This is a genomic window from Salmonella sp. SAL04202, assembly GCF_046550775.1.
In the GTDB taxonomy this organism is placed as follows: domain Bacteria; phylum Pseudomonadota; class Gammaproteobacteria; order Enterobacterales; family Enterobacteriaceae; genus Salmonella; species Salmonella enterica.
On sequence record NZ_JBGDXK010000001.1, the window covers coordinates 386,712 to 411,513 of the forward strand.

Consider the following 24,802-nt stretch of genomic DNA (forward strand, 5'->3'; position numbering starts at 1 on the left):
TCACGATCACTCACGGTGATAAGGGTGGTTGGTTGTGATGCTCCACGCCCGGTACAAACTCTCCGCGACCAGAACCCGAACCAGCGGGTGAGGGAGCGTTAACGCCGAGAGCGACCAGCTCTGTTCCGCTGCCGCTTTGCAGGCGGGAGATAATCCTTCCGGGCCGCCAATCAGCAAACTGACGTCGCGCCCGTCCTGTTTCCAGCGCTCCAGCTCATTGGCTAACTGCGGCGTATCCCACGGCTTGCCTGGAATATCCAGGGTAACAATGCGATTCTTACCGGCGGCGGCCAGCATCTGCTCGCCCTCTTTGTCGAGAATGCGTTTGATATCCGCGTTCTTGCCGCGTTTGCCCGCAGGGATTTCGATCAGCTCAAAGGGCATATCTTTCGGAAAACGACGCAGATATTCCGTAAATCCCGTTTGAACCCAGTCGGGCATCTTCGTGCCGACAGCGACAAGTTGCAGCTTCACGCATTAACTCCAGAGTTTTTCCAGTTCATACAGGCGGCGACTTTCTTCCTGCATGACATGCACAATCACATCGCCCAGATCGACGACAATCCAGTCAGCCGCATTCTCGCCTTCGACGCCCAACGGCAGCATACCGGCCGCGCGCGACGACTGCACCACGTGGTCGGCAATAGACATAACGTGACGGCTGGAGGTGCCGGTACAAATAATCATACAGTCGGTGATACTGGATTTACCCTGAACATCTAAGGCGATGATGTCCTGACCTTTCAGGTCATCAATTTTGTCGATAACAAAATCCTGGAGTGCTTTACCCTGCAAGTTTTCCCCCTGGGTGAATAATTGCGTTATAACGATAGAAAAAGGCCAACAGGCTGGACCGGTAAGGCGTTGCGAGTTAACGCTAACCTTCCGGCGGGACGCCGTGTAGTATACCTGAATCAGCGGCGATACCGGGACTTATGTCGCCGGATCGGCGTTTAAAACCAGATTATCATCCCATCCCACGTCACAGAAAGCATCGCCATTTTTGTAAAACAATTTCTGCAAAGCTCTGCAAGGTGAAAAAAGCCTGGCTGCGGAGAATAACAGCCTGTCGGGGGCTGTCAATGGGCGAAACCGCTGCGGCGAGAAAAAACGGAAAATTCATCACTCAGGCCGCCAGACGGCACGACTATTTAATACTTTCAGGGTGGCGAACCCTTCGCACAGGTCGATTGCGCTCCAGCATCCCTGTTCTACCCGGAAATGCCATAGCGAGGCGGCGGGCATTGCGAGCAGACGGGCAATCAACAGGCTGAGTACGCCCTGATGGCTGACGATCAGCAGGTTCTGGCAATCGCTAAACGCGTCGAGTCGCGAGATAAAGCGCTCTACGCGCCGGGTAAAAGCCTGAAAACCCTCGCCGTTGGTCGGAACCGCATTCTGCCAGTCCGTACACCAGGCGGCATAGCTTTCGGCATCTTCATGGGTGAGGTCGCGGTGATGGCGCATTTCCCAGTCGCCAAAGTACATCTCATTAAGCTCAGGTAAGATGTGTTGCGGTACATCCCGGCCCTCCAGTACGAGCCGGGCGGTATGGCGCGCGCGCTCCAGCTCGCTGCATAACACCCGGTCAAATGGCGCGTGGCGCAATAAAGTATGTAGCGTTTTCGCCTGGCCAATCCCTTTTTCCGTTAACGGCGTGGGAGCATGTCCGCTATACAACCCGGCGACATTGGCCTCAGTTTCGCCATGACGCACCAGCCACAATCGCATGGTATTCCTCATGAGGTTAAATGCGCAAAACATGATAATGCCCCTGATTGCGCAACGTTTTTTTCACTAAAATAGCGTTTTTTGGCCGGAGGCATAATGGCGTTATTCAACAGCGCGCATGGCGGTAATATTCGGGAAGCCGCGACGGTGTTGGGCATCTCGCCTGACCAGTTACTGGATTTTAGCGCAAACATTAATCCACTGGGTATGCCTGTCAGCGTGAAACGCGCGCTTATCGACAATCTGGACTGCATTGAGCGCTACCCGGACGCTGATTATTTTCATTTGCACCAGGCGCTGGCGCGTCATCATCAGGTGCCAGCATCGTGGATACTGGCGGGAAATGGCGAGACGGAGTCAATCTTTACCGTGGCGAGCGGTCTTAAACCGCGTTGTGCAATGATTGTCACGCCAGGTTTCGCGGAGTATGGCCGGGCGCTGGCGCAAAGTGGCTGTGAAATTCGTCGCTGGTCTCTACGCGAAGCGGATGGCTGGCAGCTTACCGATGCCATTCTTGAGGCGTTGACGCCCGATCTGGACTGCCTGTTTCTGTGTACGCCCAATAATCCTACCGGCCTGCTGCCGGAGCGGCAGTTATTACAGGCCATTGCCGATCGCTGCAAATCGCTGAACATTAACCTGATCCTGGATGAAGCGTTTATCGATTTTATTCCGCATGAGACGGGCTTTATTCCTGCTCTTAAAGATAATCCGCATATCTGGGTGCTGCGTTCGCTGACCAAATTTTATGCCATTCCCGGCCTGCGGTTGGGATATCTCGTCAATAGCGATGACGCGGCGATGGCGCGGATGCGTCGCCAACAAATGCCGTGGTCGGTTAACGCGCTGGCGGCGCTTGCCGGTGAGGTAGCGTTACAGGATAGCGCCTGGCAACAGGCGACCTGGCATTGGTTACGGGAGGAGGGCGCCCGGTTTTATCAGGCGCTTTGTCAGCTCCCCCTGCTGACGGTTTATCCCGGGCGGGCAAACTATCTGTTGTTACGCTGTGAGCGAGAGGATATTGATCTGCAGCGACGGTTGCTGACGCAGCGGATTTTAATCCGTAGCTGCGCTAACTACCCGGGGCTGGACAGCCGCTATTATCGTGTGGCGATACGCAGCGCTGCGCAAAACGAGCGTCTGCTGGCGGCGCTGCGCAATGTGCTTACCGGTATAGCCCCTGCTGATTGATGTAGTTCAGCACGTTTTCCGGCAACAGATCGTCGCAGGATTCGCCTTTTTCCAGCCGTTCGCGGATGAGGGTTGCGGAGATATTAAGCCAGGGCGTTTCCGCCAGGTAAATTTTACCGGCTGGCAACTGGTGCAGATCGTCCGGCGTATGGGTCAGATGCTGTTCCAGCCACTGCTGGTGTTGCGCCTGCGTCATTTCAAGGGGATAGCCCGGACGACGACAAACGATCAGGTGAGTGTTATCAAGGATGGTGTCGTAATCATGCCAGGTGGGGAAGTTAAGTAGCGAGTCCTGGCCGATAATAAACGCCAGCGGCGCTTCGGGACCCTGTTCTTCGCGCCATGCTTTCAGCGTTTGCGCAGTGTAAGAGGGCGCGTTTCGCTGTAGCTCGCGTTCATCCAGCGTAAAAAGCGGCTTATCGGCGATAGCCAGCTCCAGCATATATTTACGCTGCGCGCTGGAGGCTTCCGGCTGGGGGCGATGCGGCGGCACATTGTTAGGCATAATAATCACCCGCGATAAGCCGATCAGATTCGCCAGCGTTTCAACAGGTTTAAGATGTCCATAATGCACCGGATCAAAGGTGCCGCCGAATAAAGCCTGTAACGATTTCATATCACCCATCAATAAATACGTCTGCCAGCGCCTTATGGCAGAGCAGGAGCGACAGCCCTTCAAGATCTGCCCATACCGACTGACCATAATCCTGTTTGAGCGTAATTTCTGTACGCGTCAGTAACTGCACGGCCTGGCGAAGCTGCGCAGGATGGAGACGCTGCAACGCGTCGCCGATCATGGGGCGACGGTTTTGCCAGACCCGGTGTTTATCAAACAGCGCGCGTAACGGCGTATGCGCGGACTGACGTTTGAGATTTACCAGTAGCAGCAGCTCTCGCTGGAGGGTGCGCAGCAGAATAACCGGTTCGCTGCCTTCAAGGCGTAGCTGTTGCAGGATATGCAGCGCGCGTTTGCTTTTCCCCATCAGTAACGCATCCACCCAGTGGAAAGGGGTAAAGTGGGCGGCGTCATTGACGGCCTGCTCCACGCGAGGAAGCGTTAACTTACCGTCAGGCCAAAGCAGCGACAGCCGTTCCAGCGCCTGTGTCAGCGCCAACAGATTGCCCTCATAGCAATAGCACAGCAGTTGGTTCGCGGCGTCATCCAGTTGCAAATTCTGTGCTTTCGCTCTGGCGGCCACCCAGCGGGGAAGCTGCGCCTGCTCCGGCGTCTGACAACTGACCTGAACGCTACGGTCTGCCAGCGCGGTATACCAGGCGGCGTTCTCCTGCGCTTTGGTGAGCTTGTTTCCGCGTACTATTAATAACAGGTCGTCATGCAGCAGCTCGCTCAGGGTGGCGAGTTGCTCATTCATTGCCGCGTTAGGCCCGTTTTCCGGCAGTTGCAGCACCAGCGTTTGACGGCTGGCGAACAGGCTCATCGCCTGGCAGAGTGAGAAAAGCGATCCCCAGTCGGTACTGGGATCGAGAGTAAAAGCGTGGTGCTCTTCGAAGCCTTGCGACGCAGCCGCCAGACGAATAGCGTCCTGACTTTCCTGCAGCAGCAGCGGATCGTTGCCCAATAATAGATATGCCGCACGCAGCCCTTCGTTGAGCTGCGCGCGGAGTTGTTCAGGATACAACCTGATCATTAGTTACTCAGCGTAGTGGAGACGCGTGCTGGCGTAGAGGCGGGCGCCGCCGTCTCATTGTCGGCGGTAGCCTCCTCTTTCGTCGCCTGAATATCCGCCGCGCGGACGCTGGTCAGCTTACGAATCAACTGTTCAGCGGCTTTGTCGTACATCTCCTGAACGATCATGGCCTGCTCGTTATCCTTCGCCAACGCCATCTGCGGGTTATCGAAGAACGAACGGTACACTTTCGTGCTGATAGGATAGATGTCATGGCCCGGAATCAATACCGAGGCATTGACGGTCATCACCATCTGATATTCCGCCGTCTGGCCGTCCTGGAACACTGACGCCGTATCCTGCGAAATAGTCACCGTTCCAAGCCGCAGAGACGGAACGTCTTTGCGCGTTGTGTCTTTATCAAGCAGGTTTACGTTATTCAGCCGTAACTGATTACGTACCGCACGACTTAGCGGACCGTTCGGATCGCCGGAATCGAGGATCATCGTTTTCATTGAAGCCGGAACCTGCGTAGTGCTACGCAGATGCCAGCCGCATCCGGCGGTGACCAGCACCGCCAGAGATAACAACAGTGTTACCAGATATCGCACGCTTCCTCCCGCGCTTAGCCAACAACCAGATTGAGGAGTTTACCCGGAACGTAAATCACTTTACGCACGGTAACGCCATCAAGATATTTTGCCACCAGATGTTCCTGGCCTGCACGTTCACGCACCTGTTCTTCGGTGGCATCCACCGCAACGGTGATCTTACCGCGAACTTTACCGTTAACCTGCACGACAACCAGCGTGGTGTTTTCCACCATTGCCTGCTCGTCGGCAACCGGCCACGGCGCGTTGTCGATATCACCTTCGCCGCCCAGTTCCTGCCACAAGGTAAAGCAGACGTGCGGGGTGAACGGGTTAAGCATACGCACGACGGCCTGCAGCGCTTCCTGAAGCAGGGCGCGGTCTTGTTCGCCTTCCTGCGGGGCTTTCGCCAGTTTGTTCATCAACTCCATGATCGCCGCAATGGCGGTGTTGAACGTCTGACGGCGGCCGATATCATCGGTCACTTTGGCAATGGTTTTATGCACATCGCGACGCAGCGCTTTTTGATCTTCGCTCAGCGCATCGACGTTCAGCGCCGCGACAGGACCTTTAGCGGTGTGTTCGTAAACCAGCTTCCAGACGCGTTTAATAAAGCGGTTTGCGCCTTCTACGCCGGACTCCTGCCATTCCAGAGTCATATCCGCCGGAGAAGCGAACATCATAAACAGGCGTACCGTGTCCGCGCCATAACGTTCAACCATTACCTGCGGGTCGATACCGTTATTTTTCGACTTGGACATTTTACTCATGCCAGTGTAGACCAGCTCATGACCCGCTGCGTCTTTTGCTTTGACAATGCGGCCTTTTTCATCGCGCTCGACGATAGCGTCAACTGGCGAAACCCAGTTACGTTCGCCGTTCTCGCCGACATAATAGAACGCATCCGCCAGTACCATGCCCTGGCACAGCAACTGTTTAGCCGGCTCGTCAGAGGTGACCATGCCCGCATCGCGCATCAGCTTATGGAAGAAGCGGAAGTAGAGCAGGTGCATGATGGCATGTTCAATACCGCCGATGTAGATGTCGACTGGCAGCCAGTAGTTGGCGGCTTTGGAATCCAGCATTCCTTCCTGATACTGCGGGCAGGTGTAACGCGCGTAGTACCATGACGATTCCATAAAGGTGTCGAAGGTGTCGGTTTCACGCAGCGCCGGCATACCGTTAACGGTGGTTTTCGCCCACTCAGGATCGGCCTTGATCGGGCTGGTGATGCCGTCCATGACGACGTCTTCCGGCAAAATAACCGGCAGTTGATCTTCCGGCGTCGGCAGCACGGTGCCGTCTTCCAGGGTGACCATCGGGATCGGCGCACCCCAGTAACGCTGACGGGAAACGCCCCAGTCACGCAGACGATAGTTCACTTTACGTTCGCCGACGCCTTTTTCCGCCAGTTTATCGGCAATGGCGTTAAACGCCGCTTCAAAGGCCAGACCGTCGAACTCGCCGGAGTTAAACAGCACGCCTTTTTCGGTCAGCGCCTGTTCGGAAAGATCCGGCTCGGAACCGTCAGCGGCCAGAATTACCGGCTTGATGGTCAAACCATATTTGGAGGCAAATTCGTAGTCGCGCTGATCGTGACCCGGAACGGCCATCACCGCGCCAGTGCCGTACTCCATCAGGACAAAGTTTGCCGCCCAGACCGGGATCTCTTCGCCAGTTAACGGATGAATCGCTTTATAGCCGGTGTCGACGCCTTTTTTCTCCATGGTCGCCATTTCGGCTTCGGCCACTTTGGTGTTACGGCATTCGTCGATGAACGCCGCCAGCTCGGCGTTGTTCGCCGCCGCTTTTTGCGCCAGCGGATGACCGGCGGCCACCGCCAGGTAAGTGGCGCCCATAAAGGTATCTGGACGGGTGGTATAGACGGTCAGGGTGTTATCGTAACCCTTCACATCGAAGGTGATTTCCACGCCTTCAGAGCGGCCAATCCAGTTGCGCTGCATCGTTTTTACGGTATCAGGCCAGTGGTCCAGCTTATCCAGATCGCGCAACAGCTCGTCTGCGTAAGCGGTGATTTTGATAAACCACTGTGGGATCTCTTTACGCTCAACTTTGGTGTCGCAACGCCAGCAGCAGCCGTCGATCACCTGTTCGTTGGCGAGAACGGTCTGATCGTTCGGGCACCAGTTAACGGCAGAAGTCTTCTTGTACACCAGGCCTTTTTTATACAGCTCGGTGAAGAACTTCTGTTCCCAACGGTAGTATTCCGGGGTGCAGGTCGCGATTTCACGGCTCCAGTCATAGCCAAAACCCAGCGTTTTGAGCTGGTTTTTCATATACGCGATGTTGTCGTACGTCCACGGCGCCGGCGCGGTGTTGTTCTTCACCGCCGCGCCTTCCGCCGGCAGGCCGAAGGCGTCCCAGCCGATTGGCTGCAGCACGTTTTTGCCCAGCATACGCTGGTAGCGGGCAACCACGTCGCCGATGGTGTAGTTACGTACGTGGCCCATGTGTAGTCGGCCAGAAGGATAGGGAAGCATCGACAGGCAGTAATACTTCTCTTTGCTCTCGTCTTCGGTCACTTCAAATGTGCGCTTCTCATCCCAGTGAAGCTGTACTTTGGATTCTATCTCTTCCGGGCGGTATTGCTCTTGCATGGCAGCCAGTAGTCCTGTTTTCGATACAGCTACAAATGTAGCTTTAGAGGTGGTGTTTAGATCCGCATAGCATAGCCCAAACACGCACGTCAAAACAGGGGGTAGAACATTTGTCGCGCCAGGCGTCCATGAGCAGGTGACGCAAAATGCGACACGACTGAGGCAAATTACCGCAGTTCCTGTCACCGCCAGATCATCTCATGAAAATAAAGTCATATAAATCATGTTGTTAAAAAGTGGCACGTCTTTTGATTAGGGAAGACAGGACTAAAGCAAAGGAGTTAATCGTGAAAAAAAATGCAGTGGTGATTCACCCTCAGGATTGCGTCGCGACGGCTATTACGGCGCTCAAGGCCGGCGAAACCGCCACAATGTTCATTGCCGAACGCGAGATAAGCGTTGTGTTACATCAGGATGTGCCATTTGGCCACAAATTCGCCATCTGCGATGTGCCTTTTCATGGCGAAGTTTATAAATATGGCGAATCCATTGGCCGCGCCACTCAGGAAATAAAAAGTGGCGACTATGTGCACGTCCACAATGTGGAAAGTGAACGCGGACGTGGTGACTGGAAATAATATAAAACAAGGGAAAATGATTATGAGCAATGAGACTTTTTTGGGGTTCCGCCGCCCTGACGGCCGTTTTGGCATCCGTAATTATGTACTGATTTTACCTACCAGCGTTTGTGCGAATAAAGTTGCCCAGGATATTGCCCGGCAGGTAAAAGGCGCGACATGGGTGAATAACGATTTTGGCTGCTGCCAGGTAGCAGGCGATGCGCGTCTGACGGAAAAGACATTGATTAATGTGGCGAATAATCCCAACGTCGGCGCTATTGTGGTTGTGGGCTTAGGCTGTGAAGGCGCGGAGCCGCTGCGCATCGCAGAAGAGATTACCGCATTTGGCAAACCGACCTCCTGCATTACCATTCAGGAAGAGGGCGGCACGCTTAAATGTCAGGCCAGGGGGATTTCGCTGGCCCGCGACTATGCGCAACAACTCTCCATGCAAAAACCGCAGCAAGCACCGGTTAGCGAGCTGCTGCTGGCGATGGAGTGCGGCGGGTCAGATACGACATCGGGGCTGGCGTCTAATCCTTCCTGCGGGGTCGCCTCGGATAAGCTGATACGCTGCGGCGGAAGCTCAATTCTTTCTGAAACGACGGAATTTATTGGCGCCGAGCATGTGATGGCGAAACGCGCGGTGACGCCGGAGGTTGGTCAACAACTTATTGATTTAGTGGTCGGCTGCGAGGCGCGAGCAAAAGCGCTGGGCGAGGATATTCGCGGGGGACAGCCGACGCCGGGCAATATTAAAGGCGGGTTGACTACCATTGAAGAAAAATCGTTAGGCTGTATGCATAAAGCGGGTCATGCGCCGTTACAGGGCGTACTGGAATATGCCGATAGCCCAACGCATCCGGGCCTGTGGATTATGGATACCCCGGGGCAGGATATTGAATCTATTTCCGGCATGGTGGCGGGGGGAGCGCAGATCGTTATTTTTACTACCGGTCGCGGAACGCCTGCCGGTAACCCAATAGCGCCGGTAATAAAAATTACGGGTAATAAAGCAACGTGGGAAATGATGCAGGACAATATTGATATTGATGTGTCCGCCATTATGTCTGGCGAGGCTTCTATTACGCAAATGGGCGAGGAAATTTATCAGGAAATTTTACGCGTCGCGAATGGGAAAACGACTAAATCAGAAGATTTAGGTCATAACGAATTCTCTATTTATAAGATCGCGCCGACGTTCTGATATCAAATCGGGCAGCACAAGCTGTCCGGTTATCTCCTGGGAATAAGCTATGAAAATTAAAAAAACACTGGAACGTTTTCCTGGTGGTATGATGGTTGTACCGCTAATCATCGGCGCATTGTTTAAAACCTTTGCGCCGGAGGCGCTGGAAATAGGCGGTTTTGTCACTTCTATTTCGCATGGCGCAATGGCGATTTTAGGCATGTTTTTAGTCTGTATGGGCGCGGATATCCAGTTTAAAGCCGCGCCGAAAGCGCTGAAAAAAGGCGCTGCGATCACCTTTGCGAAATTTGCCAGCGGCGTGATTATTGGCATTCTGGTCGGGAAATTTTGCGGCCCGGATGGGTTATTAGGTCTGTCGGCTTTAGCGATTATTTCGGCGATGACCAACTCAAACAGTGGGTTATATGCCGCGTTGGTGGGGGAGTACGGCGATGAAACCGACGGCGGCGCGATTGCGGTAATATCGTTGAACGATGGTCCCTTTTTCACCATGCTGGCGTTAGGGTCGGCAGGCATGGTGTCGATACCCTTTATGAATCTGGTGGCGGTTATTATTCCCATTATCATTGGCATGATTTTGGGCAATCTGGATGAGGACATGCGCAAGTTTCTTAAACAGGGCAGCGTGGTAACGATTCCCTTTTTTGCCTTTGGGTTAGGATACGGTATTGATTTCGCAAGACTTATCACGGCAGGTTCTTCAGGCATTTTACTGGGGCTCATGACGGTGGCGATTGGCGGATTTTTTAATATTTTCGCCGATCGTCTGACGGGAGGCAGCGGCGTGGCAGGCGCGGCGGTCTCCACCACCTCTGGCAACGCCGTCGCGACGCCAGCGGCAATCGCGCTGCTCGATCCGCATTTTACCGACCTGGCGTCGACGGCGGCGGCGCAGGTGGCGGCCTCGACGATTATTACCGCTCTGTGCGCCCCCTTCCTGACTGTATGGATAAAAAAACGCTACGATCGTAAACTGAACCCAGCCGCCGCAGGCGGTTAGCGTTTCGGCGGAAAATAAATCACGACGGGCGGTCTCGCCCGTTCATAAACCAACAGGATGGTGAGTGATGAATAAGACGAAAGATATAGCCGCATCTCCTCTCTGTTTTGTCTCTCCTTACCCTCAACTGGCAAAGGCTGCCGAGGCGCTGGTCGCGCAGTTGGATTACGCCGTCACTATTCATCAAACGACGCTTAATCGTATCCTGGATGAGCTACCTTTATTAGAGTCCCGTGGGCACCAGGTACTGATTAGTCGTGGCGGCTGTGCGGAAATATTAAAAAAGCACAGTAAATTACCGGTAGTCGAAATTAAAATGTCCGGCTACGACATTCTTGATGCGCTTATCCCTTTTAAAGGACAAAAAGGCACTGTCGGTATTGTCGGCTTTTCCAGTGTGATCAAAGGATGCGCGCGCGTAGCGGAACAGTTAAATATTAACTATAAAATTTTTACCTTACAGGGAAATGATAAAGAAACGATTTCTTGCCTGAAGCAACAATTAGCGTCCACGCCATTAGATTGCATTGTTGGCGATACCGTTTGTCAGGATTATTTTTCACCGCTGGGATCGCAATTCCGTTTACTTGATTCCAGCCCAGCCTCAATAACCGAAGCTCTGGAAGAAGCCCGCTCATTATATCTGGCTTTTCGCAGCCAATTACTGGAGCGCCATCATCTGCAGCTGATTCTCGATCAGTTTGATAAAGCTGTTATCACGCTTGATGATACCGGCGCGTTACTGCACTACAATAAATATGCGAGCCAACTTTTTAAGGTTAACGCCTCCGGTGAAATTTATGACGCGTCTTTTCTGAAACAGGTATTGCTCCAGGAGCGGCATACATTACGTGAGGGAAAAACCGTCAGCGCGAAAGTCGTCGATACGCCGCAAGGCGCGATGGTGGTTAATCTGTATCCGGTATTTGCGGCCAGACAGTTAAGCCGGGTAGTGTTGACGATGCAAACCGTCTCCAGTTTACAGGGGGCGGAACATCATGTTCGCCGTCAGGAACTGTCTCGCCGCGGCTTGAGCGCCCGCTATCATTTCGACGATCTGCTTACCGAAAACCCGGAAATGCTGCGCCGTCTGGCGATCATTAAAAATTATGCCGGTACGGACGCGACTATCTTAATTAATGGCGAAAGCGGGACGGGAAAAGAGGTGCTGGCGCAAAGTATTCATAATGCCAGCCAACGCGTCAACGGCCCGTTTGTCGCCATTAACTGCGGCGCGATGGCCCCTCAGATTCTGGAGAGCGAACTCTTTGGCTATGTCGCCGGCGCATTTACCGGCGCGTCGCCGAAAGGCAAAATAGGCCTGTTTGAATTAGCGCACCACGGTACCATTTTTCTGGATGAGATTAGCGAACTGGATAAACCGCTACAGACGCGCTTATTACGGGTATTGCAGGAGCGGCAGATTATGCGGCTGGGCTCAGACCAGATGATACCTGTTGATATTCGCGTGATTGCGGCGACCAATCAGACGTTAACGAAGCTCATTGCGGACGGGACATTTCGCGAAGATCTTTACTATCGGCTTAACGTATTAAAAGTGACCACCATCCCGCTACGCAAACGTCCGGAGGATATCAAAGCCATCGGCCTGTCGCTGCTTACTAGTTTCAGCCAGCATTATAAACGCCCGGCACTAACGTTAACCCCGGCGCTGTGGCAAGAGCTTCAGCGCTTCGCCTGGCCCGGAAACGTCAGGCAGTTAAGCAATATTATCGAACGGCTGGTGCTCTCTATTGATCACTCCCCGGCAACGCTGGATGAGGGCCGCCTCTTGCTGGACGATCTGGAAGAGGGGAGCCGACGCGAGCCAAGTACCTGCCACGACTGCCAGATGCTGGCTGGCGATTATAAAACGATTCGCCTGCGTATTTTGAGAAAATTATTAGAGGCGGAAAGGGATAATAAATCGTTAGTGGCGAAACGATTAAATGTCGATCGTACCTCGCTGACGCGCTGGATACGTGAGTCGGCCTGACAAGAATTTACAGACTCTGTGGACAGCCTTGCAAAGCGTAACGCAAATAACGTCTATTATTATAGGCAGTTAACGATCCAAGAGGTGAAGTGATGAACAAGGTTGCTCAATATTACCGTGAACTGGTGGCCTCATTAAGCGAGCGTTTACGCAATGGCGAGCGCGACATTGATGCGCTGGTGGAGCAGGCGCGCCAGCGCGTGATGCAAACAGGGGAGTTAACGCGAACCGAGGTGGACGAACTGACGCGCGCTGTCAGACGCGATCTGGAAGAGTTCGCCATGAGCTACGAAGAGAGCCAGGAAGATAGCGTCTTCTTGCGGGTGATTAAAGAGAGTCTCTGGCAGGAACTGGCGGACATTACCGACAAAACCCAGCTGGAATGGCGTGAAGTCTTCCAGGATTTGAATCACCACGGCGTGTATCACAGTGGCGAAGTGGTGGGATTGGGGAATCTGGTGTGCGAGAAATGCCACTATCATCTGGCGGTTTACACGCCGGATGTGTTGCCGCTCTGCCCGAAGTGTGGCCACGATCAGTTCCAGCGCAGGCCGTTTGAGCCGTAAGGTTCATTATCGTGAGCGGACGGTTGCCGTCCGCCATGTTAAGCGTGCAGTTGGGCTTCCAGTTTGCGGATCTCTTCGTCGACGTCCCATTCGCCCGTGGGCTGCACTTTCTGGAACCAGTAGAGCGCCTGCTTCACATCCACTGCGGTACCGCGCCCGTCGCGGTACATAAAGCCAAGGTTATACCATGCGGTAACGTTGTCTGCTTCCGCCGCCCGATGAAACCAGCTAAGCGCTTCTTCATCGTCACGCTCGACACCGTGTCCTTGTTTGTACATCCAGCCGATATTAACGCAAGCATTGCTATTTCCCTGCGCCGCAGCTTGTTGATACCAGTGTATTGCCTGCTGATAATCCTGCTTGACGCCTTCCCCTTCGTTATACGCGTAGCCAAGCTGGAACTGGGAATGAGCTTTATCTTGTAGCGCACTTCTCAAATACCATAGGGTAGCCAGGCGTAGGTTTTTTGTCGTGCCGCGACCGCCCCAATACATATCGGCCAGATTCATCTGACCGGTGGCATTACCCTGTAACGCCGCTTGTTTATACCAGTAAAGCGCCCGGTTATAATCTTTTTCGATGCCCAGACCCGCTTCATACATTCTGCCGAGATTATTTTGCGCATAATAACAGTGGCTCTGTTCTGCCCCTTTGCGATACCAGATGACGGCCTGAGTATAGTCTGACTCCATCCCGGTCTTTCCTTCCTGGACCCAGCCTAATGTATTGAAAGCGTGACGGTGTCCTTGCAGGGCCGCTTTTTCTGACCAGAATAAAGCCAGAGTGTTATCTTTCATTTCGGTAGGCGTGTCTTTGTATCGTAAACCGAGCCAATATTGCGCCTCGCAGTGTCCTTGTTCAGCCGCCTGCTGTAGCCAGTAAAAAGAGAGCTTATCTTCTTCGCTGCCATCTATACGGTTGTCATTATATAAACGGCCTAATATATATTGAGCTTCACTATTTCCTGACTGCGCCAGTTCGGTTAATTGTGCTAAAGATACGTTGTCGCAGGGATGACTGGTTATGGAATGATTCATTTTTTAATTTATCCCGCCATTGTTTTTTAGATTAATAATATATTGCGATTTGGCTTTGTTGTACTCTATTTTAGTTTTCAATTGCGTTTTTATTTGTGGTGTGAATATATTTTGGCGATTTATTATGGATAAAGAATCACAATATTTACTCTTTGCACTTTCCTCGCCGATGGAAGTATTGAACGAGGACTGTTTACCTTCACATTCGTCACCGAAAATGTATTTAGGTGTAAAACGTTTCGATCTTGAATCGTCGTGGGGTATTGAAAATCGCGATGAACTGCTTCAGACCATTTCCCGCATGACGGATGACGGTCATGCCACGCAACTGGAATGGCTATATCGCCGCTGGTTTAGGTATGCGCCGCAGGAGTGGCAGGAGTATACCGACGCGCTGGACGAGGGAGATCGCATTTATGCCCGATTCGTCGCTGATACCGCCGTGTGTTGCGGCGAAGGTGGTATTCGCAGTTGGGATTATGTGCGGATGGGATTTCTCTGCCGCATGGGCGTGCTCAATGAATGGCTGACGGAAGAGGAGAGCCTGTGGCTGCAGTCGCGGATACAGCTTCGTGCGCTCAGCTATTATTCCGGCTGGTTGCAATATTTCAGCGCTTATTACACCGGGCGTTTGTACTGGCAGTTACGGAATGGCGATAACCTACCGCTGCTACGCGAGACATTCGCCCGTAAGGAGTTTGACGATGCGGGGCGACGTATGATGAATAAGCTGATCGCAGGGAAGGACAGTTTTTACGCCACGCTGCCGTGGCGCTACCTGCCCCATTACCCTGAATGCCCGGACACGCTTCAGGAGGTGAGCGATCTATGAAAACCTGTTGGCAAGTCCTTGGTATTGAGGCCACCACGGATACCGACGCCATTCGTCAGGCTTATCTGGCGCTGCTGCCGTCATTTCATCCGGAAACCGATCCGCAGGGTTTTAAGCAATTGCGAGAGGCCTATGAGAATGCATTGCAGGGGACAACATCGCCCGCCATTACGGTGGTTGATGAGGATCCCGATACCCCGTGGGTGAATTATCTCAGGGAGATATTCGGTGATTTGCTGGCGGATGGCGAACGGCGCTTTCAGCCGCAGGCATGGCAGGAGTTTATCCAACAGATCAATAAATTATCGATTTCACAGGTCGAAAAATCGCGCTGGTGGCTGTGCGCTATCGCGATGAAGACCTTTCCTATTTCGTACTCGTGTCTGAAACTGCTGTCAGATCGCCTGGCCTGGGAACAGGGGAGTGATAATCGAGATGTCGATGCCGAGGAGGTGGAGGATCTTTTGTTTGAAATCCGCCGTGGCGACCTGTTTGATTATTCGCTATTGCTGCATTTGCCAGTGGCGGTACAAAACCAGACCATTGCTTTTTATGATGCCCTGGACAACACCTTTTTCGAGCATCCTCTCTATTTCGCCCAACTTATGGCGCAGCACGGCACCTGGATTATCCCGGACAATCTACGCTTTCAACGACGTCTGTTACGCTGGTTCAGCACCTTGCACTGGGGTATTGCGGAGCTGCTGCCTGTCGCCCTGGCATGGCAGGAAGCCGAACCCGATAACGCAACGCCGGGTTATTACTACTTAGCCCAGCGCGTATTTTGCGGTGAAGGCGATAGCCTGCTGCCAGAACTTTACGCGCAGTGGTGGGCGCATCCTTCTACCCAGCTTGACGATCTGTTGCTGCGCTGGTGCCGTCAGCATCGACCGGATTTTTTTCCGCTGCTGGTGATGGCGGTTGAGGGGCGTGAGCAGGTGGATATTAACGCTGAACAGCTGCTGTATATTCCCGGCTCAAGCGCGCGTACCTGCTTGCTGTGGGCCGAGGCGCTGCACAGCGGCGCATTATCGCCGCTAAGCGAAAGTTTTATTGCGCGGCGTTTGAATTATGGCGCGCCAGCGATGAGTGAGGCGCATAGTCAGCATCCATACTGGCTGTTGTATCAGGTGGCGGATAGCCTGGCGTGCGCCGAGGAGCCGTCAGCGGCATTGTTACAGAGTCTGGTAACGAAGCTTGATACGCCGGATATCTGCCCGTTGGAAGCGCTGGTTATTCGCGGGTTGCTGGGGTGGGCTGCGGCTATCGCCACACCGTGTGAAGCTGTAGTCGCAGATGAAGAACCGGTGACGACAGTGACTTCGCCGAGTACGGAGGAATCTGGCGGCGGCTTTGGCCTCTGGCAGGTGATTAAAATCATTTTATTTATTGGCGTTGTCGGCCATGTGTTGAGTCGGTTTATGCATTAGGGATATCGAATATGGACAAGGAAGAACAATATTTACTTTTTGCGCTCTCCACGCCGATGGAGGTGCTTTATAGCGGCAATAAACCTTCGCATTCCTCTCCGGCAATGTATACCGGAATTCCCCGTGTCGACCTTTCTGATTCATGGGATATTAATAACCGTGAAGATCTTATTCAAACCATCTATCGGATGACGGACGACGGCCATGCGGCAGATTTGGCTCCCTTTTATATCCGCTGGTTTACGCTATCTCCTCATCAATGGCGCGAATTCACCGCACAGCTTAGCGAACAGGGCCAGATTTATGCGCGATTTGTCGCCGAAACCGCACTATGCTGCGGGCGCGGTGGCATCAAAGCCTGGGACTATGTGCGTGTGGGCTTTTTATGCCGGATGGGGGTGTTGAATCAATGGCTGACGGAAGAAGAAAGCCTGTGGCTGCAATCGCGAGTTTATGAGCGGGCACACTATTTTTACCACGGCTGGATGCAATATTTTGCCGCCTATTCATTGGGTCGGCTGTACTGGCAGGCTGATGAAGAGATACAGGAGCATTTTACCCTGCTGCAATACGATGCTTCGGGCGAACGGATGTTTGATGAGTTGGTCGCAAGTACCAAAGGTTTTTATGCGCAATTGCCCTGGCGGGCGCTGACTGAACAGCCTGCCTGTCCGGAAACGCTCAAGGAGGTGAGTGACTTATGAAAAGCTGCTGGGACATTCTCAATATTGCGCCAACGACCGACCTTGACGCCATTCGTCAGGCTTATCTTGCCCTGTTGCCCTCATTCCACCCTGAGAGCGATCCGCAGGGTTTTAAGCGATTGCGCCAGGCCTATGAAGAAGCGCAGCAATGGGCCGCCTCGCCTGCGGAGGACGCAAAAACGGAAGAAGTGAGCGACGAACATGAAATACTGCTGGCGTTCAGAGAATTGCTGGCATCAGAGCGCGATCGCTTTCAGACCTCGGCATGGCAGAAATTTATTCAGCAATTGAACCAGTGTTCAATGGATGAGATAGATAAACTGCGCTGGCCGCTGTGCGATATCGCCCTGGAAACGGAAACGATCTCTCTGTCTTGCCTGGCGTTGTTGGCGCAGCGTCTGAACTGGCAACCGCAGGAAGCAGAAGATGATGCTGAGGGAGAAGAGCTGGAAGCATTTCTGGAGACCGTAAAGCGGGGCGATGCGTTTGATCTGCTAAGTCTGGCCAAATTGCCTCTTGTTGTTCAAGACCAAACTGACGCCTACTTTTTTAAGCTTGAGCATATCTGGCGCTTTTATCCCGAACATTTTGCCGACGCTCTGCAGGTTCAGGGAGCCTGGATAATTCCCGATGATAAACAGCTGCATCGTAAACTATTACACTGGTTTAGCGCCGAGCAGTGGGGTATGGAGGAACTGGTCGATATTGCTCGTCGCTGGCAGGCCGCAGAGCCGGATAACGAAGATGCGCACTATTACCTGTGCAAACAGCGTTTGCTCTGCGGCGAGGGGGAAAGCCTGTTAGCCGATCTTTGCGATTTCTGGCAGCGTTATCCCTCCACGCAGGCGGACGACCTGTTGCTGGGCTGGTGCCGCCAGCACCGGCCTGATTTCTTCCCGCTGGCGGTGATGGCGGTCGAAGCGCGCTGTATGGCGGATGCCGAATATGTGCCCGGTGAAAGTGCGCGCACGCGTTTACTGTGGGCCGACATTTTGCACAGCGGTAGGTTATCACCGCTGGGGCGTTCATTTGTTGACTCCCTGTTTTATAAGCGAAAAGCGATGGCGTGGGCAAATTCACGGCTGAGTACCCAGGGGGAACCCGAAACGCCGCTGTTGGATCTGTACCGGACGGCGGAGCAGGTGGTGCTGGAAGCGTTTCCCAAAGAAAAGCCCTTTTTTCGCCTGCTGATCCGGCTGGAGGAGGGGCAAGCCTGTCCGCTGGAGGCGCTGATAACGCAGGCATTGTCATCTAAAATTGCCATGAAGCCAGGCGATATTCGCGACAAAAAGGAGCTGGCGGAAGAGCTCAGGCTGGCGGCTGAGAAAAAATTGTCTTCTGAAGCGAAAACCGAAGCACCCCGTCAGGCGGAATCTGGCGGGGTGATGAAAATCATGAAGATTGTCGGTTTGATCGCGTTGATTGTCTGCGCGTTAAATCGATTCTTCCATTTTTTCTGAACAGGGGCAGTGAAAGCGCCGTTACGGCGCTTTCGGCTCGTCAATACCCAGATATTCACAGGCGCGACGGCGTACGTCATCGACACGCTGCATATCATTAGACAGCAGGGCCGCGTCGAAATCGGTAATAATCTCCCCCAGCATTTCGCGCTCATCGCCTAACGCGCGTGACCACTGCTCCTCTAACTGCGCTTTAAACGTCCGGTTAATCAGCATATCGCGGGGATAAATTTTCAGCGCCTGCAGGCGCTCGCGGCTGGCGTCGATTTGCTGCGTCGTCAGTGAGGTGGCATTATGGCTGATGATTCTGGATTCACTCTTGCCGTCTTCCAGCAGCACGTCAACTTCCAGCAGACCATTAATATCGTAGCTAAAACGAATATCAATGGCCTGAATGTGCCCGTTCGGCTTCAGCATGACGTCAAAAGAATCGATCAGGATATTATTTTTCACCTTATGGCTTTCGCCCTGGTATACCCTGACGCAAATAGAGTCCTGCTCAGGGTGCATGGTGGAGTACGTTTCCACTTTTGACACCGGAACGGTGGTATTGCGTTCAATGATGGGCGAGAAGATGCCAGGCACGCCCTGTCGGTTGACCTCTACGCCCAGCGAGTAGGGGCAGATATCCGTGAGGATCACTTCTTCAACGTCTTCATGGCGCAGGCGACAGGCGGCCTGAGTTGCGGCGCCAAGCGCCACGATGGTGCTGGGATCGTAACTTTGATAGGGCAATTTACCGAATAAGCGCACCGCGATGCGTTGCACCAGCGGCATCTGTGACGCGCCGCCGACCAGCACCAGGCTGTCAATTTGCTCCGGTTTGAGTCGGGAATCGCGCAGCGCCTGCTCAATGGGCGTGCGCAGCCGGTTGAGCAACGGTAGCCACAGGGCTTCCAGCTCATCGTCATAAAACGTGCTTTCCAGCGCGCGCTCCTGATAAAGCCAGCTCATGCGCAGCGGGGAGCCGCTGGCGCATTTTGCGGCTTCAACACAGGCATACAGCGCAGCCAGATCGCTATCCGTCAGCGCTGATTTATCGAGATTCCAGCGTTTCAGCACTTCATCAAGCAACAAATGCGTGAAATCTTCGCCGCCGAGGTAGTTATCGCCAGCGGAGGCGTGAACTTCGATAATCGGCGTAGCGTATTCCAGAACGGTCACATCAAAGGTTCCGCCCCCCAGATCGAAAACCAGCGAACGGCTATTTTGCTGCGTATGCAGGCCATAAGCCATTGCCGCCGCCGTGGGTTCATTGATCAAGCGCACGGCGTTTAACCCCGCAAGCTCAGCGGCAAGGCGTGTATGCTTACGCTGCTCATCGCTGAAATAAGCCGGAACCGAGATCACGACATCCTTGATTGGCTGCTGAAGGTAGTCTTCCGCATCTTCTTTCAGCGAGCGTAAAACCAGCGAAGATAATTCCGGCGCATTAAACGACTCTTCACCCAAATGCCAGTGAGTATTACTGCCCATTGCGCGTTTAAATAAGGCAGCGGTTTTATCTGGATGAGATGTTTTACGGGCTGCGGCAGGTTTTCCCACCAGAATTTGTTTATTTTCATCCATACTAATTATGGATGGTGTTAAATATTCACCAAATTTATTAGGTATTAATTGTGCGGCTCCGTCTTGCCAGACGGCGATTAAACTATTAGTGGTGCCGAGATCGATACCAATCGCTAACGTTGCATTATCCATTGCGTTTAATTTATCGGGAAAGAGAGTTTATAGAATAAAGAACACCACCCTCTGGCGTGGTGATCTTTATCAATGTCACGCCTGGCGAAAGTATTCATCCATAATGTTCGTCAACTCCGGGCGCTCGCCGTCATCATTGATGGCGAAATCGAGGAAAAAAGCATCGGCTTGTGGCGTGCGTTTTTGGGCCAGTAAACGAAACGCCAGCGGGTAGTGGCAAGCATAACCGGGTGCGCGAGTCAGAAAACGGACAAAATCAATCAACAAGGGGGAATGGGTATAAAACAGCGCGCGTAACAGTACGGCGGGAAATCCCTCTTCGGTGATCCCTTGCGCCATGATTTTGTTGAGGCCGGCTTCGCTCAGATCGCCTGCGGCAATAATATCTGCGCAGGCCGCAAGATCGGGATAATGCGTTGCGCAGTTAGCCAATGCGTTCGGCCAGTTGACGTGGGTATAGCGTCCGTCATGGCGAGTAAAGTAATCCTCCCAAAGGGATGGCGGTAGTTTTTCGTACTGTATTTTCAGGGGGATGCGGCGCTGAAACTGGGCTTCTTCCAGGCGCTCGCCGTCATAAAATCGCAGGTATTGCTGTCGCGTCTCGTAGCATGTCATCGCCACCGGCTGGCTGATGACCCAGGTCTTCACGGGCCGGCCTTCCAGCGCGGCGGCGGTGGCTTTATGGTGACCATCAAGCAGGACGCAAAGCCAGGTGTCATTCATATGCCAGGCCAGCGCGTGGCTCTCTGGCTTATCGCGGTAATACCCGGCGCGTTGTGGGTTAAATCGCGATGGGGGCTGGCCTGGCAGTAAAAAACAGGGTTCGCCGGACTGGTAGTGATAGTCCACGTCAGCAATCCACTGCCCTGTGGTCGCGGGATTCGGTTGTTTTTCGTTACCCACCGCCCAGAAAAAATGTCCGTTGCCATCTGTGGGATAAAGTTCGCGTTCTTCCAGCCGGTAATAGCCATCGGCAAAGAGTGAAAACAGCGGCGTCAGGGCGGTAAATGCTTCGTTCAACCCGACTCCTGGCTGATTCCACTCGGCAAGTGAGGATAAAAACTGCGCAGCGCCTTCATCATCATTGCTAAAACCGGCATAAACAAATTCTGCGCAGGTTGGGCACCAGGCTTCAGTGTAAAAACGAATCAGCGGCGAGCCATGCCAGGAGAGCGTATGAATACCGGCGTAAGAGTCGGGATCGTGGATAACGCAGGGACGAAGCAATGCTTTTCCGTTACGTACTGAAAACGTTATATGGGCTACGTCGTGCTGTAGCAGGCTGATTTCAGGTCTATTGTTACGCCAAAACATCGCTATTCATCCCTGGATTCTACTTTGCGCTTTATGCGTAGTATTGCAGCCGTTCCGCCAGCAAATCGACAAATCCCTGGCGGTCTACATCGACCATCACCGTCGCATTCGGCTTATTCCCCGTCAGGAAATAATAATCCACCACCGTCATCCCCTGGGTGTATTTCCCCTGGGTTTCCACGCCGACCCAACGCTCAACGGTGGTGAAAATCTCGGGCTTGAGCAGCCAGGCGATGGTGCACGGGTCGTGCAGCGGTGCGCCGACAAATCCCCATTTTTCGTCTTTGTGGTACTCCATAAAGAAGTCCAGCAGTTCGGCGACGATGGTGGAAATCGGGTTACCGATGGCGCGAAAGCGTTCGATATCGGCGGCGTGAATCTGTGCCTTATGAGTGACGTCCAGCCCGGCCATCACCACCGGAATGCCTGACTGGAAGACAATTTCTGCCGCTTCCGGGTCGACGTAAATATTAAATTCCGCAGCGGGCGTCCAGTTACCCAGCGCCATCGCGCCGCCCATGATCACAATGCGGGCGATTTTCGTATGCAGTTCCGGATGGCTATTCAGCAGCAGCGCTACGTTGGTCTGTGGGCCAGTGGAGACGATGGTGACTGGCTGTGAGCTCTCACGCAGTGTTTTTGCCATCAGCTCAACGGCAGTGCCGCTTTGCGGGGCGAATGACGGCTCGGGCAGCGCCGGGCCGTCGAGGCCGCTTTCGCCGTGAACGTTATCGGCGATAATCAGTTCGCGCATGAGAGGTTTCACCGCGCCGCCCGCCACCGGAATATCCGGGCGTTTGAGCAGTGTCAGCATCCGCAGCACGTTGCGCAGGGTCTTCTCCGGCGTCTGGTTACCGGCGGAAGAGGTGATCGCTTTCACTTCCAGTTCAGGGGAGGCGAGGGCGAGAACGAGGGCGATCGCGTCATCATGACCCGGATCGCAATCAATAATAATGGGCAGTGCCATTGTGGCTCCTTGTAAGCGGTACTTTGTGACAAGGTTAACGCCCGGCTGGATACGTTTCGAGAAGCGAAGAAGTAAAGCGTGAGATAGCGCGCACTCTGACGTGCGCGCCGGGAAGATTAGTGCAGGATTTTCGCAAGGAAGTCTTTTGCGCGATCGGAGCTGGGGTTAGCGAAGAACTCCTCTTTTGGCGAATCTTCGACGATTTTACCTTCATCCATAAAGATCACCCGGTTAGCCACTTTACGGGCAAAGCCCATTTCGTGCGTCACCACCATCATGGTCATCCCTTCGTTCGCCAGCTCGACCATTACGTCCAGTACCTCGTTGATCATTTCCGGATCGAGCGCGGAAGTCGGTTCATCGAATAACATGGCGATAGGGTCCATACATAGCGCACGGGCGATCGCCACGCGCTGCTGCTGACCGCCGGAAAGCTGCGCCGGGAACTTGTTGGCATGTGCAGACAGGCCAACGCGCTCCAGCAGCTTCAGGCCTTTATCGCGGGCGGCGGCCTTATCGCGTTTCAGTACTTTCACCTGCGCCAGCGTCAGGTTTTCGATGATCGACAGGTGGGGAAACAGCTCGAAGTGCTGGAATACCATGCCCACGCGGGAACGCAGTTTCGCCAGATCGGTTTTTTTGTCGTTCACAATAATGCCGTTAACGGTAATTTCGCCTTTTTGCACCGGCTCCAGACCATTGACGGTCTTAATCAGCGTGGATTTACCGGAACCCGATGGCCCGCAGACTACCACCACCTCACCTTTTTTCACTTCTGTTGAACAATCGGTCAGCACCTGAAAGTGACCATACCATTTTGAAACATTTTTCAGGGTAATCATTAAACTGTCCTTTTCTTCAAATAGCTGACCAGCAACGACGCGCTCAGGCTGATAACAAAATAAACGGCGCCGGCGAACAGAATCATTTCGACCTGAGTACCGTCACGCTCGCCGATAGTCGACGCGGTGCGGAAGAAGTCCGCCAGGCTGAGTACATAAACTAAAGAGGTGTCCTGAAATAGCACGATGCCCTGCGTAAGCAACAGCGGCACCATCGCCCGAAACGCCTGCGGCAGAATAATGAGCTTCATCGATTGCCAGTGGGTCATCCCCAACGCCAGCGCGGCGCTGGACTGCCCGCGGGAAATACTTTGAATACCGGCGCGAATAATCTCGGAATAGTAGGCCGCTTCAAACATAGAGAATGCCACCATCGCGGAGATCAGGCGGATATCGGTTTTCGGCGATAGTCCCAGCACGTTTTGCAGAAAGCCGGGTACAATCAGATAAAACCACAGCAGCACCATCACCAACGGGATGGAACGGAAAACGTTAACATACGCTTTAGCAAACCAGGCGATAGGGGTAAAGCTTGAGAGGCGCATGACGGCCAGAATGGTTCCCCAGACTATCCCCACGACAACGGCGGTGACGGTAATCTTCAGCGTGATGACCAACCCGGCCAGCAGGTAAGGCAGTGAGGGGATAATCGAACTCCAGTCAAATTCGTACATTATTTGCTCCCCACGTTGCCCGGCAGGCGGACTTTGCGTTCAACCAGGCTCATGACCAGCATGATAACGGCGTTAATCAGCACATAGGCCAGCGTAATGGCCGTGAAGGATTCCCAGGCGTGCGCCGAGTAATCCAACAGTTTGCCTGCCTGCGCCGCCATATCCACCAGGCCGATGGTTGAGGCAATGGCCGAGTTTTTCACCAGGTTCATCATCTCTGACGTCATTGGCGGTACGATAACGCGATAGGCATTCGGCAGCAGGACATAGCGATAAGCCTGCGGCAGCGTTAGCCCCATCGCCAGCGCCGCGTTCTTCTGCCCGCGAGGCAGAGACTGAATCGCGGCGCGCACCTGTTCGCAAACGCGGGCGGCGGTAAACAGTCCCAGACAGATCATTGAGGAGAGGAAAAACTGAATATTGGGATCGAGTTCCGCCTTAAACCACATGCCAAGATCTTCCGGCAACAGTTCAGGCACCACCAGGTACCAGGTGAAGAATTGCACGATCAGCGGCACATTACGGAACAGTTCTACGTACAACGTGCCCAGTCCGGAGAGGAAACGGTTGGGAACGGTACGTAAAATGCCGAAAATAGATCCTACCAGGAAAGCGATAATCCAGGCGGTAATCGAAAGGGCGACGGTGACCTGAAAACCACTCCATAGCCAGCCGAGATAGGTGGTATTGCCGAAGGGGGCTTCCTGTAAAAAAATACCCCAGTTCCAGTCTATTGACATACATCTACTCC

Annotated in this window: 24 protein-coding genes; 10 read left to right on the top strand and 14 right to left on the bottom strand. The window is 53.5% G+C overall.

Features of this window, described 5'->3' with window-relative positions:
• Window positions 1–6 precede the first annotated feature (6 nt).
• The 3 genes from rlmH to ACLJQJ_RS01900 all read right to left on the bottom strand — a co-directional run bounded on the left by rlmH (window position 7) and on the right by ACLJQJ_RS01900 (window position 1,731).
• Window positions 7–474, bottom strand: a complete 468-nt coding sequence (gene rlmH / locus ACLJQJ_RS01890) for a 23S rRNA (pseudouridine(1915)-N(3))-methyltransferase RlmH (RefSeq protein WP_000776107.1) — start codon at window positions 472–474, stop codon at window positions 7–9.
• A 3-nt stretch (window positions 475–477) separates the two neighbouring features.
• Window positions 478–795 (bottom strand): ribosome silencing factor, encoded by a 318-nt coding sequence (gene rsfS, locus ACLJQJ_RS01895; protein ID WP_001161670.1) that lies wholly within the window; start codon window positions 793–795, stop codon window positions 478–480.
• A 327-nt stretch (window positions 796–1,122) separates the two neighbouring features.
• Window positions 1,123–1,731: an adenosylcobalamin/alpha-ribazole phosphatase gene (locus ACLJQJ_RS01900; protein WP_001241923.1), complete on the bottom strand. Its 609-nt coding sequence runs from the start codon at window positions 1,729–1,731 to the stop codon at window positions 1,123–1,125.
• Window positions 1,732–1,827: 96 nt separating this feature from the next.
• Between ACLJQJ_RS01900 and cobD the strand changes: the two genes are divergently transcribed.
• Window positions 1,828–2,922, top strand: a complete 1,095-nt coding sequence (gene cobD, locus ACLJQJ_RS01905; protein WP_063808919.1) for a threonine-phosphate decarboxylase CobD — start codon at window positions 1,828–1,830, stop codon at window positions 2,920–2,922.
• Here the strand turns inward: cobD and nadD are convergent.
• The 4 genes from nadD to leuS are packed head-to-tail and all read right to left on the bottom strand — an operon-like array spanning window position 2,897 to window position 7,758.
• On the bottom strand, window positions 2,897–3,538 hold the full coding sequence (nadD, locus tag ACLJQJ_RS01910; protein ID WP_001518902.1) for a nicotinate-nucleotide adenylyltransferase: 642 nt from the start codon (window positions 3,536–3,538) through the stop codon (window positions 2,897–2,899). The genes cobD and nadD overlap by 26 nt on opposite strands.
• A gap of 1 nt (window position 3,539) precedes the next feature.
• A complete protein-coding gene (holA, locus tag ACLJQJ_RS01915; RefSeq protein ID WP_001728672.1) occupies window positions 3,540–4,571 on the bottom strand; it encodes a DNA polymerase III subunit delta in 1,032 nt (343 codons plus the stop codon).
• Window positions 4,571–5,161, bottom strand: coding sequence for an LPS assembly lipoprotein LptE (gene lptE / locus ACLJQJ_RS01920; protein WP_001269950.1), 591 nt, complete (start codon window positions 5,159–5,161; stop codon window positions 4,571–4,573). The genes holA and lptE overlap by 1 nt, the downstream gene beginning before the upstream one ends.
• Before the next feature lie 14 nt (window positions 5,162–5,175).
• On the bottom strand, window positions 5,176–7,758 hold the full coding sequence (gene leuS / locus ACLJQJ_RS01925) for a leucine--tRNA ligase (protein WP_001157916.1): 2,583 nt from the start codon (window positions 7,756–7,758) through the stop codon (window positions 5,176–5,178).
• A gap of 236 nt (window positions 7,759–7,994) precedes the next feature.
• Between leuS and ACLJQJ_RS01930 the strand changes: the two genes are divergently transcribed.
• From ACLJQJ_RS01930 to ACLJQJ_RS01950, 5 genes are all read left to right on the top strand, one after another.
• A complete protein-coding gene (locus tag ACLJQJ_RS01930) occupies window positions 7,995–8,336 on the top strand; it encodes a UxaA family hydrolase (RefSeq protein WP_077950922.1) in 342 nt (113 codons plus the stop codon).
• Window positions 8,337–8,352: 16 nt separating this feature from the next.
• Window positions 8,353–9,525, top strand: a complete 1,173-nt coding sequence (locus tag ACLJQJ_RS01935; protein ID WP_001670689.1) for a UxaA family hydrolase — start codon at window positions 8,353–8,355, stop codon at window positions 9,523–9,525.
• Between the two features lie 49 nt (window positions 9,526–9,574).
• Window positions 9,575–10,528, top strand: a complete 954-nt coding sequence (locus tag ACLJQJ_RS01940; RefSeq protein WP_000694477.1) for a 2-keto-3-deoxygluconate permease — start codon at window positions 9,575–9,577, stop codon at window positions 10,526–10,528.
• Window positions 10,529–10,595: 67 nt separating this feature from the next.
• Window positions 10,596–12,524: a sigma-54 interaction domain-containing protein gene (locus ACLJQJ_RS01945; RefSeq protein WP_063808917.1), complete on the top strand. Its 1,929-nt coding sequence runs from the start codon at window positions 10,596–10,598 to the stop codon at window positions 12,522–12,524.
• A 92-nt stretch (window positions 12,525–12,616) separates the two neighbouring features.
• Entirely contained in the window at window positions 12,617–13,090 is a 474-nt protein-coding gene (locus tag ACLJQJ_RS01950; RefSeq protein ID WP_001044885.1) for a zinc ribbon-containing protein, read from the top strand.
• Window positions 13,091–13,128: 38 nt separating this feature from the next.
• On the opposite strand, the gene ACLJQJ_RS01955 is transcribed toward ACLJQJ_RS01950, so the two are convergent.
• On the bottom strand, window positions 13,129–14,127 hold the full coding sequence (locus ACLJQJ_RS01955) for a tetratricopeptide repeat protein (RefSeq protein WP_063808916.1): 999 nt from the start codon (window positions 14,125–14,127) through the stop codon (window positions 13,129–13,131).
• 124 nt (window positions 14,128–14,251) lie between these two features.
• On the opposite strand from ACLJQJ_RS01955, the gene ACLJQJ_RS01960 reads away from it, so the two are divergent.
• The 4 genes from ACLJQJ_RS01960 to ACLJQJ_RS01975 are packed head-to-tail and all read left to right on the top strand — an operon-like array spanning window position 14,252 to window position 18,553.
• Window positions 14,252–14,959 (top strand): DUF1266 domain-containing protein, encoded by a 708-nt coding sequence (locus ACLJQJ_RS01960; RefSeq protein ID WP_001534204.1) that lies wholly within the window; start codon window positions 14,252–14,254, stop codon window positions 14,957–14,959.
• Window positions 14,956–16,389, top strand: coding sequence for a J domain-containing protein (locus ACLJQJ_RS01965; RefSeq protein ID WP_063808915.1), 1,434 nt, complete (start codon window positions 14,956–14,958; stop codon window positions 16,387–16,389). Before ACLJQJ_RS01960 ends, ACLJQJ_RS01965 begins: the two co-directional genes overlap by 4 nt.
• Window positions 16,390–16,400: 11 nt before the next feature.
• Window positions 16,401–17,093 carry a DUF1266 domain-containing protein gene (locus ACLJQJ_RS01970; protein ID WP_063808914.1) on the top strand — a complete coding sequence of 231 codons (693 nt, stop codon included), beginning with the start codon at window positions 16,401–16,403 and terminating at the stop codon, window positions 17,091–17,093.
• Window positions 17,090–18,553 (top strand): J domain-containing protein, encoded by a 1,464-nt coding sequence (locus tag ACLJQJ_RS01975; RefSeq protein ID WP_063808913.1) that lies wholly within the window; start codon window positions 17,090–17,092, stop codon window positions 18,551–18,553. Before ACLJQJ_RS01970 ends, ACLJQJ_RS01975 begins: the two co-directional genes overlap by 4 nt.
• A gap of 21 nt (window positions 18,554–18,574) precedes the next feature.
• Here the strand turns inward: ACLJQJ_RS01975 and hscC are convergent, their stop codons facing one another.
• The 6 genes from hscC to gltJ all read right to left on the bottom strand — a co-directional run bounded on the left by hscC (window position 18,575) and on the right by gltJ (window position 24,791).
• Window positions 18,575–20,254, bottom strand: a complete 1,680-nt coding sequence (hscC, locus tag ACLJQJ_RS01980) for a molecular chaperone HscC (protein WP_000368026.1) — start codon at window positions 20,252–20,254, stop codon at window positions 18,575–18,577.
• Window positions 20,255–20,329: 75 nt separating this feature from the next.
• The gene (locus ACLJQJ_RS01985) at window positions 20,330–21,568 is read right to left on the bottom strand and encodes a hypothetical protein (protein WP_063808912.1); all 1,239 of its coding nucleotides are present in this window, start codon (window positions 21,566–21,568) and stop codon (window positions 20,330–20,332) included.
• Between the two features lie 31 nt (window positions 21,569–21,599).
• Window positions 21,600–22,535: a pyrimidine-specific ribonucleoside hydrolase RihA gene (gene rihA, locus ACLJQJ_RS01990; RefSeq protein ID WP_001207428.1), complete on the bottom strand. Its 936-nt coding sequence runs from the start codon at window positions 22,533–22,535 to the stop codon at window positions 21,600–21,602.
• 116 nt (window positions 22,536–22,651) lie between these two features.
• Window positions 22,652–23,377 carry a glutamate/aspartate ABC transporter ATP-binding protein GltL gene (gene gltL / locus ACLJQJ_RS01995; RefSeq protein WP_000631369.1) on the bottom strand — a complete coding sequence of 242 codons (726 nt, stop codon included), beginning with the start codon at window positions 23,375–23,377 and terminating at the stop codon, window positions 22,652–22,654.
• The gene (gltK, locus tag ACLJQJ_RS02000) at window positions 23,377–24,051 is read right to left on the bottom strand and encodes a glutamate/aspartate ABC transporter permease GltK (RefSeq protein WP_000272802.1); all 675 of its coding nucleotides are present in this window, start codon (window positions 24,049–24,051) and stop codon (window positions 23,377–23,379) included. Before gltK ends, gltL begins: the two co-directional genes overlap by 1 nt.
• Window positions 24,051–24,791, bottom strand: a complete 741-nt coding sequence (gene gltJ, locus ACLJQJ_RS02005) for a glutamate/aspartate ABC transporter permease GltJ (protein ID WP_000020930.1) — start codon at window positions 24,789–24,791, stop codon at window positions 24,051–24,053. The genes gltK and gltJ overlap by 1 nt, the downstream gene beginning before the upstream one ends.
• Window positions 24,792–24,802: the final 11 nt, after the last annotated feature.

What these genes read in the sequence shown, in the direction of transcription:
- ACLJQJ_RS01900 (WP_001241923.1), bottom strand. Translation starts at nt 1,731, where the DNA reads ATGCGATTGTGGCTGGTGCGTCATGGCGAAACTGAGGCCAATGTCGCC.
- cobD (WP_063808919.1), top strand. Translation starts at nt 1,828, where the DNA reads ATGGCGTTATTCAACAGCGCGCATGGCGGTAATATTCGGGAAGCCGCG.
- nadD (WP_001518902.1), bottom strand. Translation starts at nt 3,538, where the DNA reads ATGAAATCGTTACAGGCTTTATTCGGCGGCACCTTTGATCCGGTGCAT.
- holA (WP_001728672.1), bottom strand. Translation starts at nt 4,571, where the DNA reads ATGATCAGGTTGTATCCTGAACAACTCCGCGCGCAGCTCAACGAAGGG.
- leuS (WP_001157916.1), bottom strand. Translation starts at nt 7,758, where the DNA reads ATGCAAGAGCAATACCGCCCGGAAGAGATAGAATCCAAAGTACAGCTT.
- ACLJQJ_RS01935 (WP_001670689.1), top strand. Translation starts at nt 8,353, where the DNA reads ATGATTATGAGCAATGAGACTTTTTTGGGGTTCCGCCGCCCTGACGGC.
- ACLJQJ_RS01940 (WP_000694477.1), top strand. Translation starts at nt 9,575, where the DNA reads ATGAAAATTAAAAAAACACTGGAACGTTTTCCTGGTGGTATGATGGTT.
- ACLJQJ_RS01945 (WP_063808917.1), top strand. Translation starts at nt 10,596, where the DNA reads ATGAATAAGACGAAAGATATAGCCGCATCTCCTCTCTGTTTTGTCTCT.
- ACLJQJ_RS01950 (WP_001044885.1), top strand. Translation starts at nt 12,617, where the DNA reads ATGAACAAGGTTGCTCAATATTACCGTGAACTGGTGGCCTCATTAAGC.
- ACLJQJ_RS01955 (WP_063808916.1), bottom strand. Translation starts at nt 14,127, where the DNA reads ATGAATCATTCCATAACCAGTCATCCCTGCGACAACGTATCTTTAGCA.
- ACLJQJ_RS01960 (WP_001534204.1), top strand. Translation starts at nt 14,252, where the DNA reads ATGGATAAAGAATCACAATATTTACTCTTTGCACTTTCCTCGCCGATG.
- ACLJQJ_RS01965 (WP_063808915.1), top strand. Translation starts at nt 14,956, where the DNA reads ATGAAAACCTGTTGGCAAGTCCTTGGTATTGAGGCCACCACGGATACC.
- ACLJQJ_RS01970 (WP_063808914.1), top strand. Translation starts at nt 16,401, where the DNA reads ATGGACAAGGAAGAACAATATTTACTTTTTGCGCTCTCCACGCCGATG.
- ACLJQJ_RS01975 (WP_063808913.1), top strand. Translation starts at nt 17,090, where the DNA reads ATGAAAAGCTGCTGGGACATTCTCAATATTGCGCCAACGACCGACCTT.
- hscC (WP_000368026.1), bottom strand. Translation starts at nt 20,254, where the DNA reads ATGGATAATGCAACGTTAGCGATTGGTATCGATCTCGGCACCACTAAT.
- ACLJQJ_RS01985 (WP_063808912.1), bottom strand. Translation starts at nt 21,568, where the DNA reads ATGTTTTGGCGTAACAATAGACCTGAAATCAGCCTGCTACAGCACGAC.
- rihA (WP_001207428.1), bottom strand. Translation starts at nt 22,535, where the DNA reads ATGGCACTGCCCATTATTATTGATTGCGATCCGGGTCATGATGACGCG.
- gltL (WP_000631369.1), bottom strand. Translation starts at nt 23,377, where the DNA reads ATGATTACCCTGAAAAATGTTTCAAAATGGTATGGTCACTTTCAGGTG.
- gltK (WP_000272802.1), bottom strand. Translation starts at nt 24,051, where the DNA reads ATGTACGAATTTGACTGGAGTTCGATTATCCCCTCACTGCCTTACCTG.
- gltJ (WP_000020930.1), bottom strand. Translation starts at nt 24,791, where the DNA reads ATGTCAATAGACTGGAACTGGGGTATTTTTTTACAGGAAGCCCCCTTC.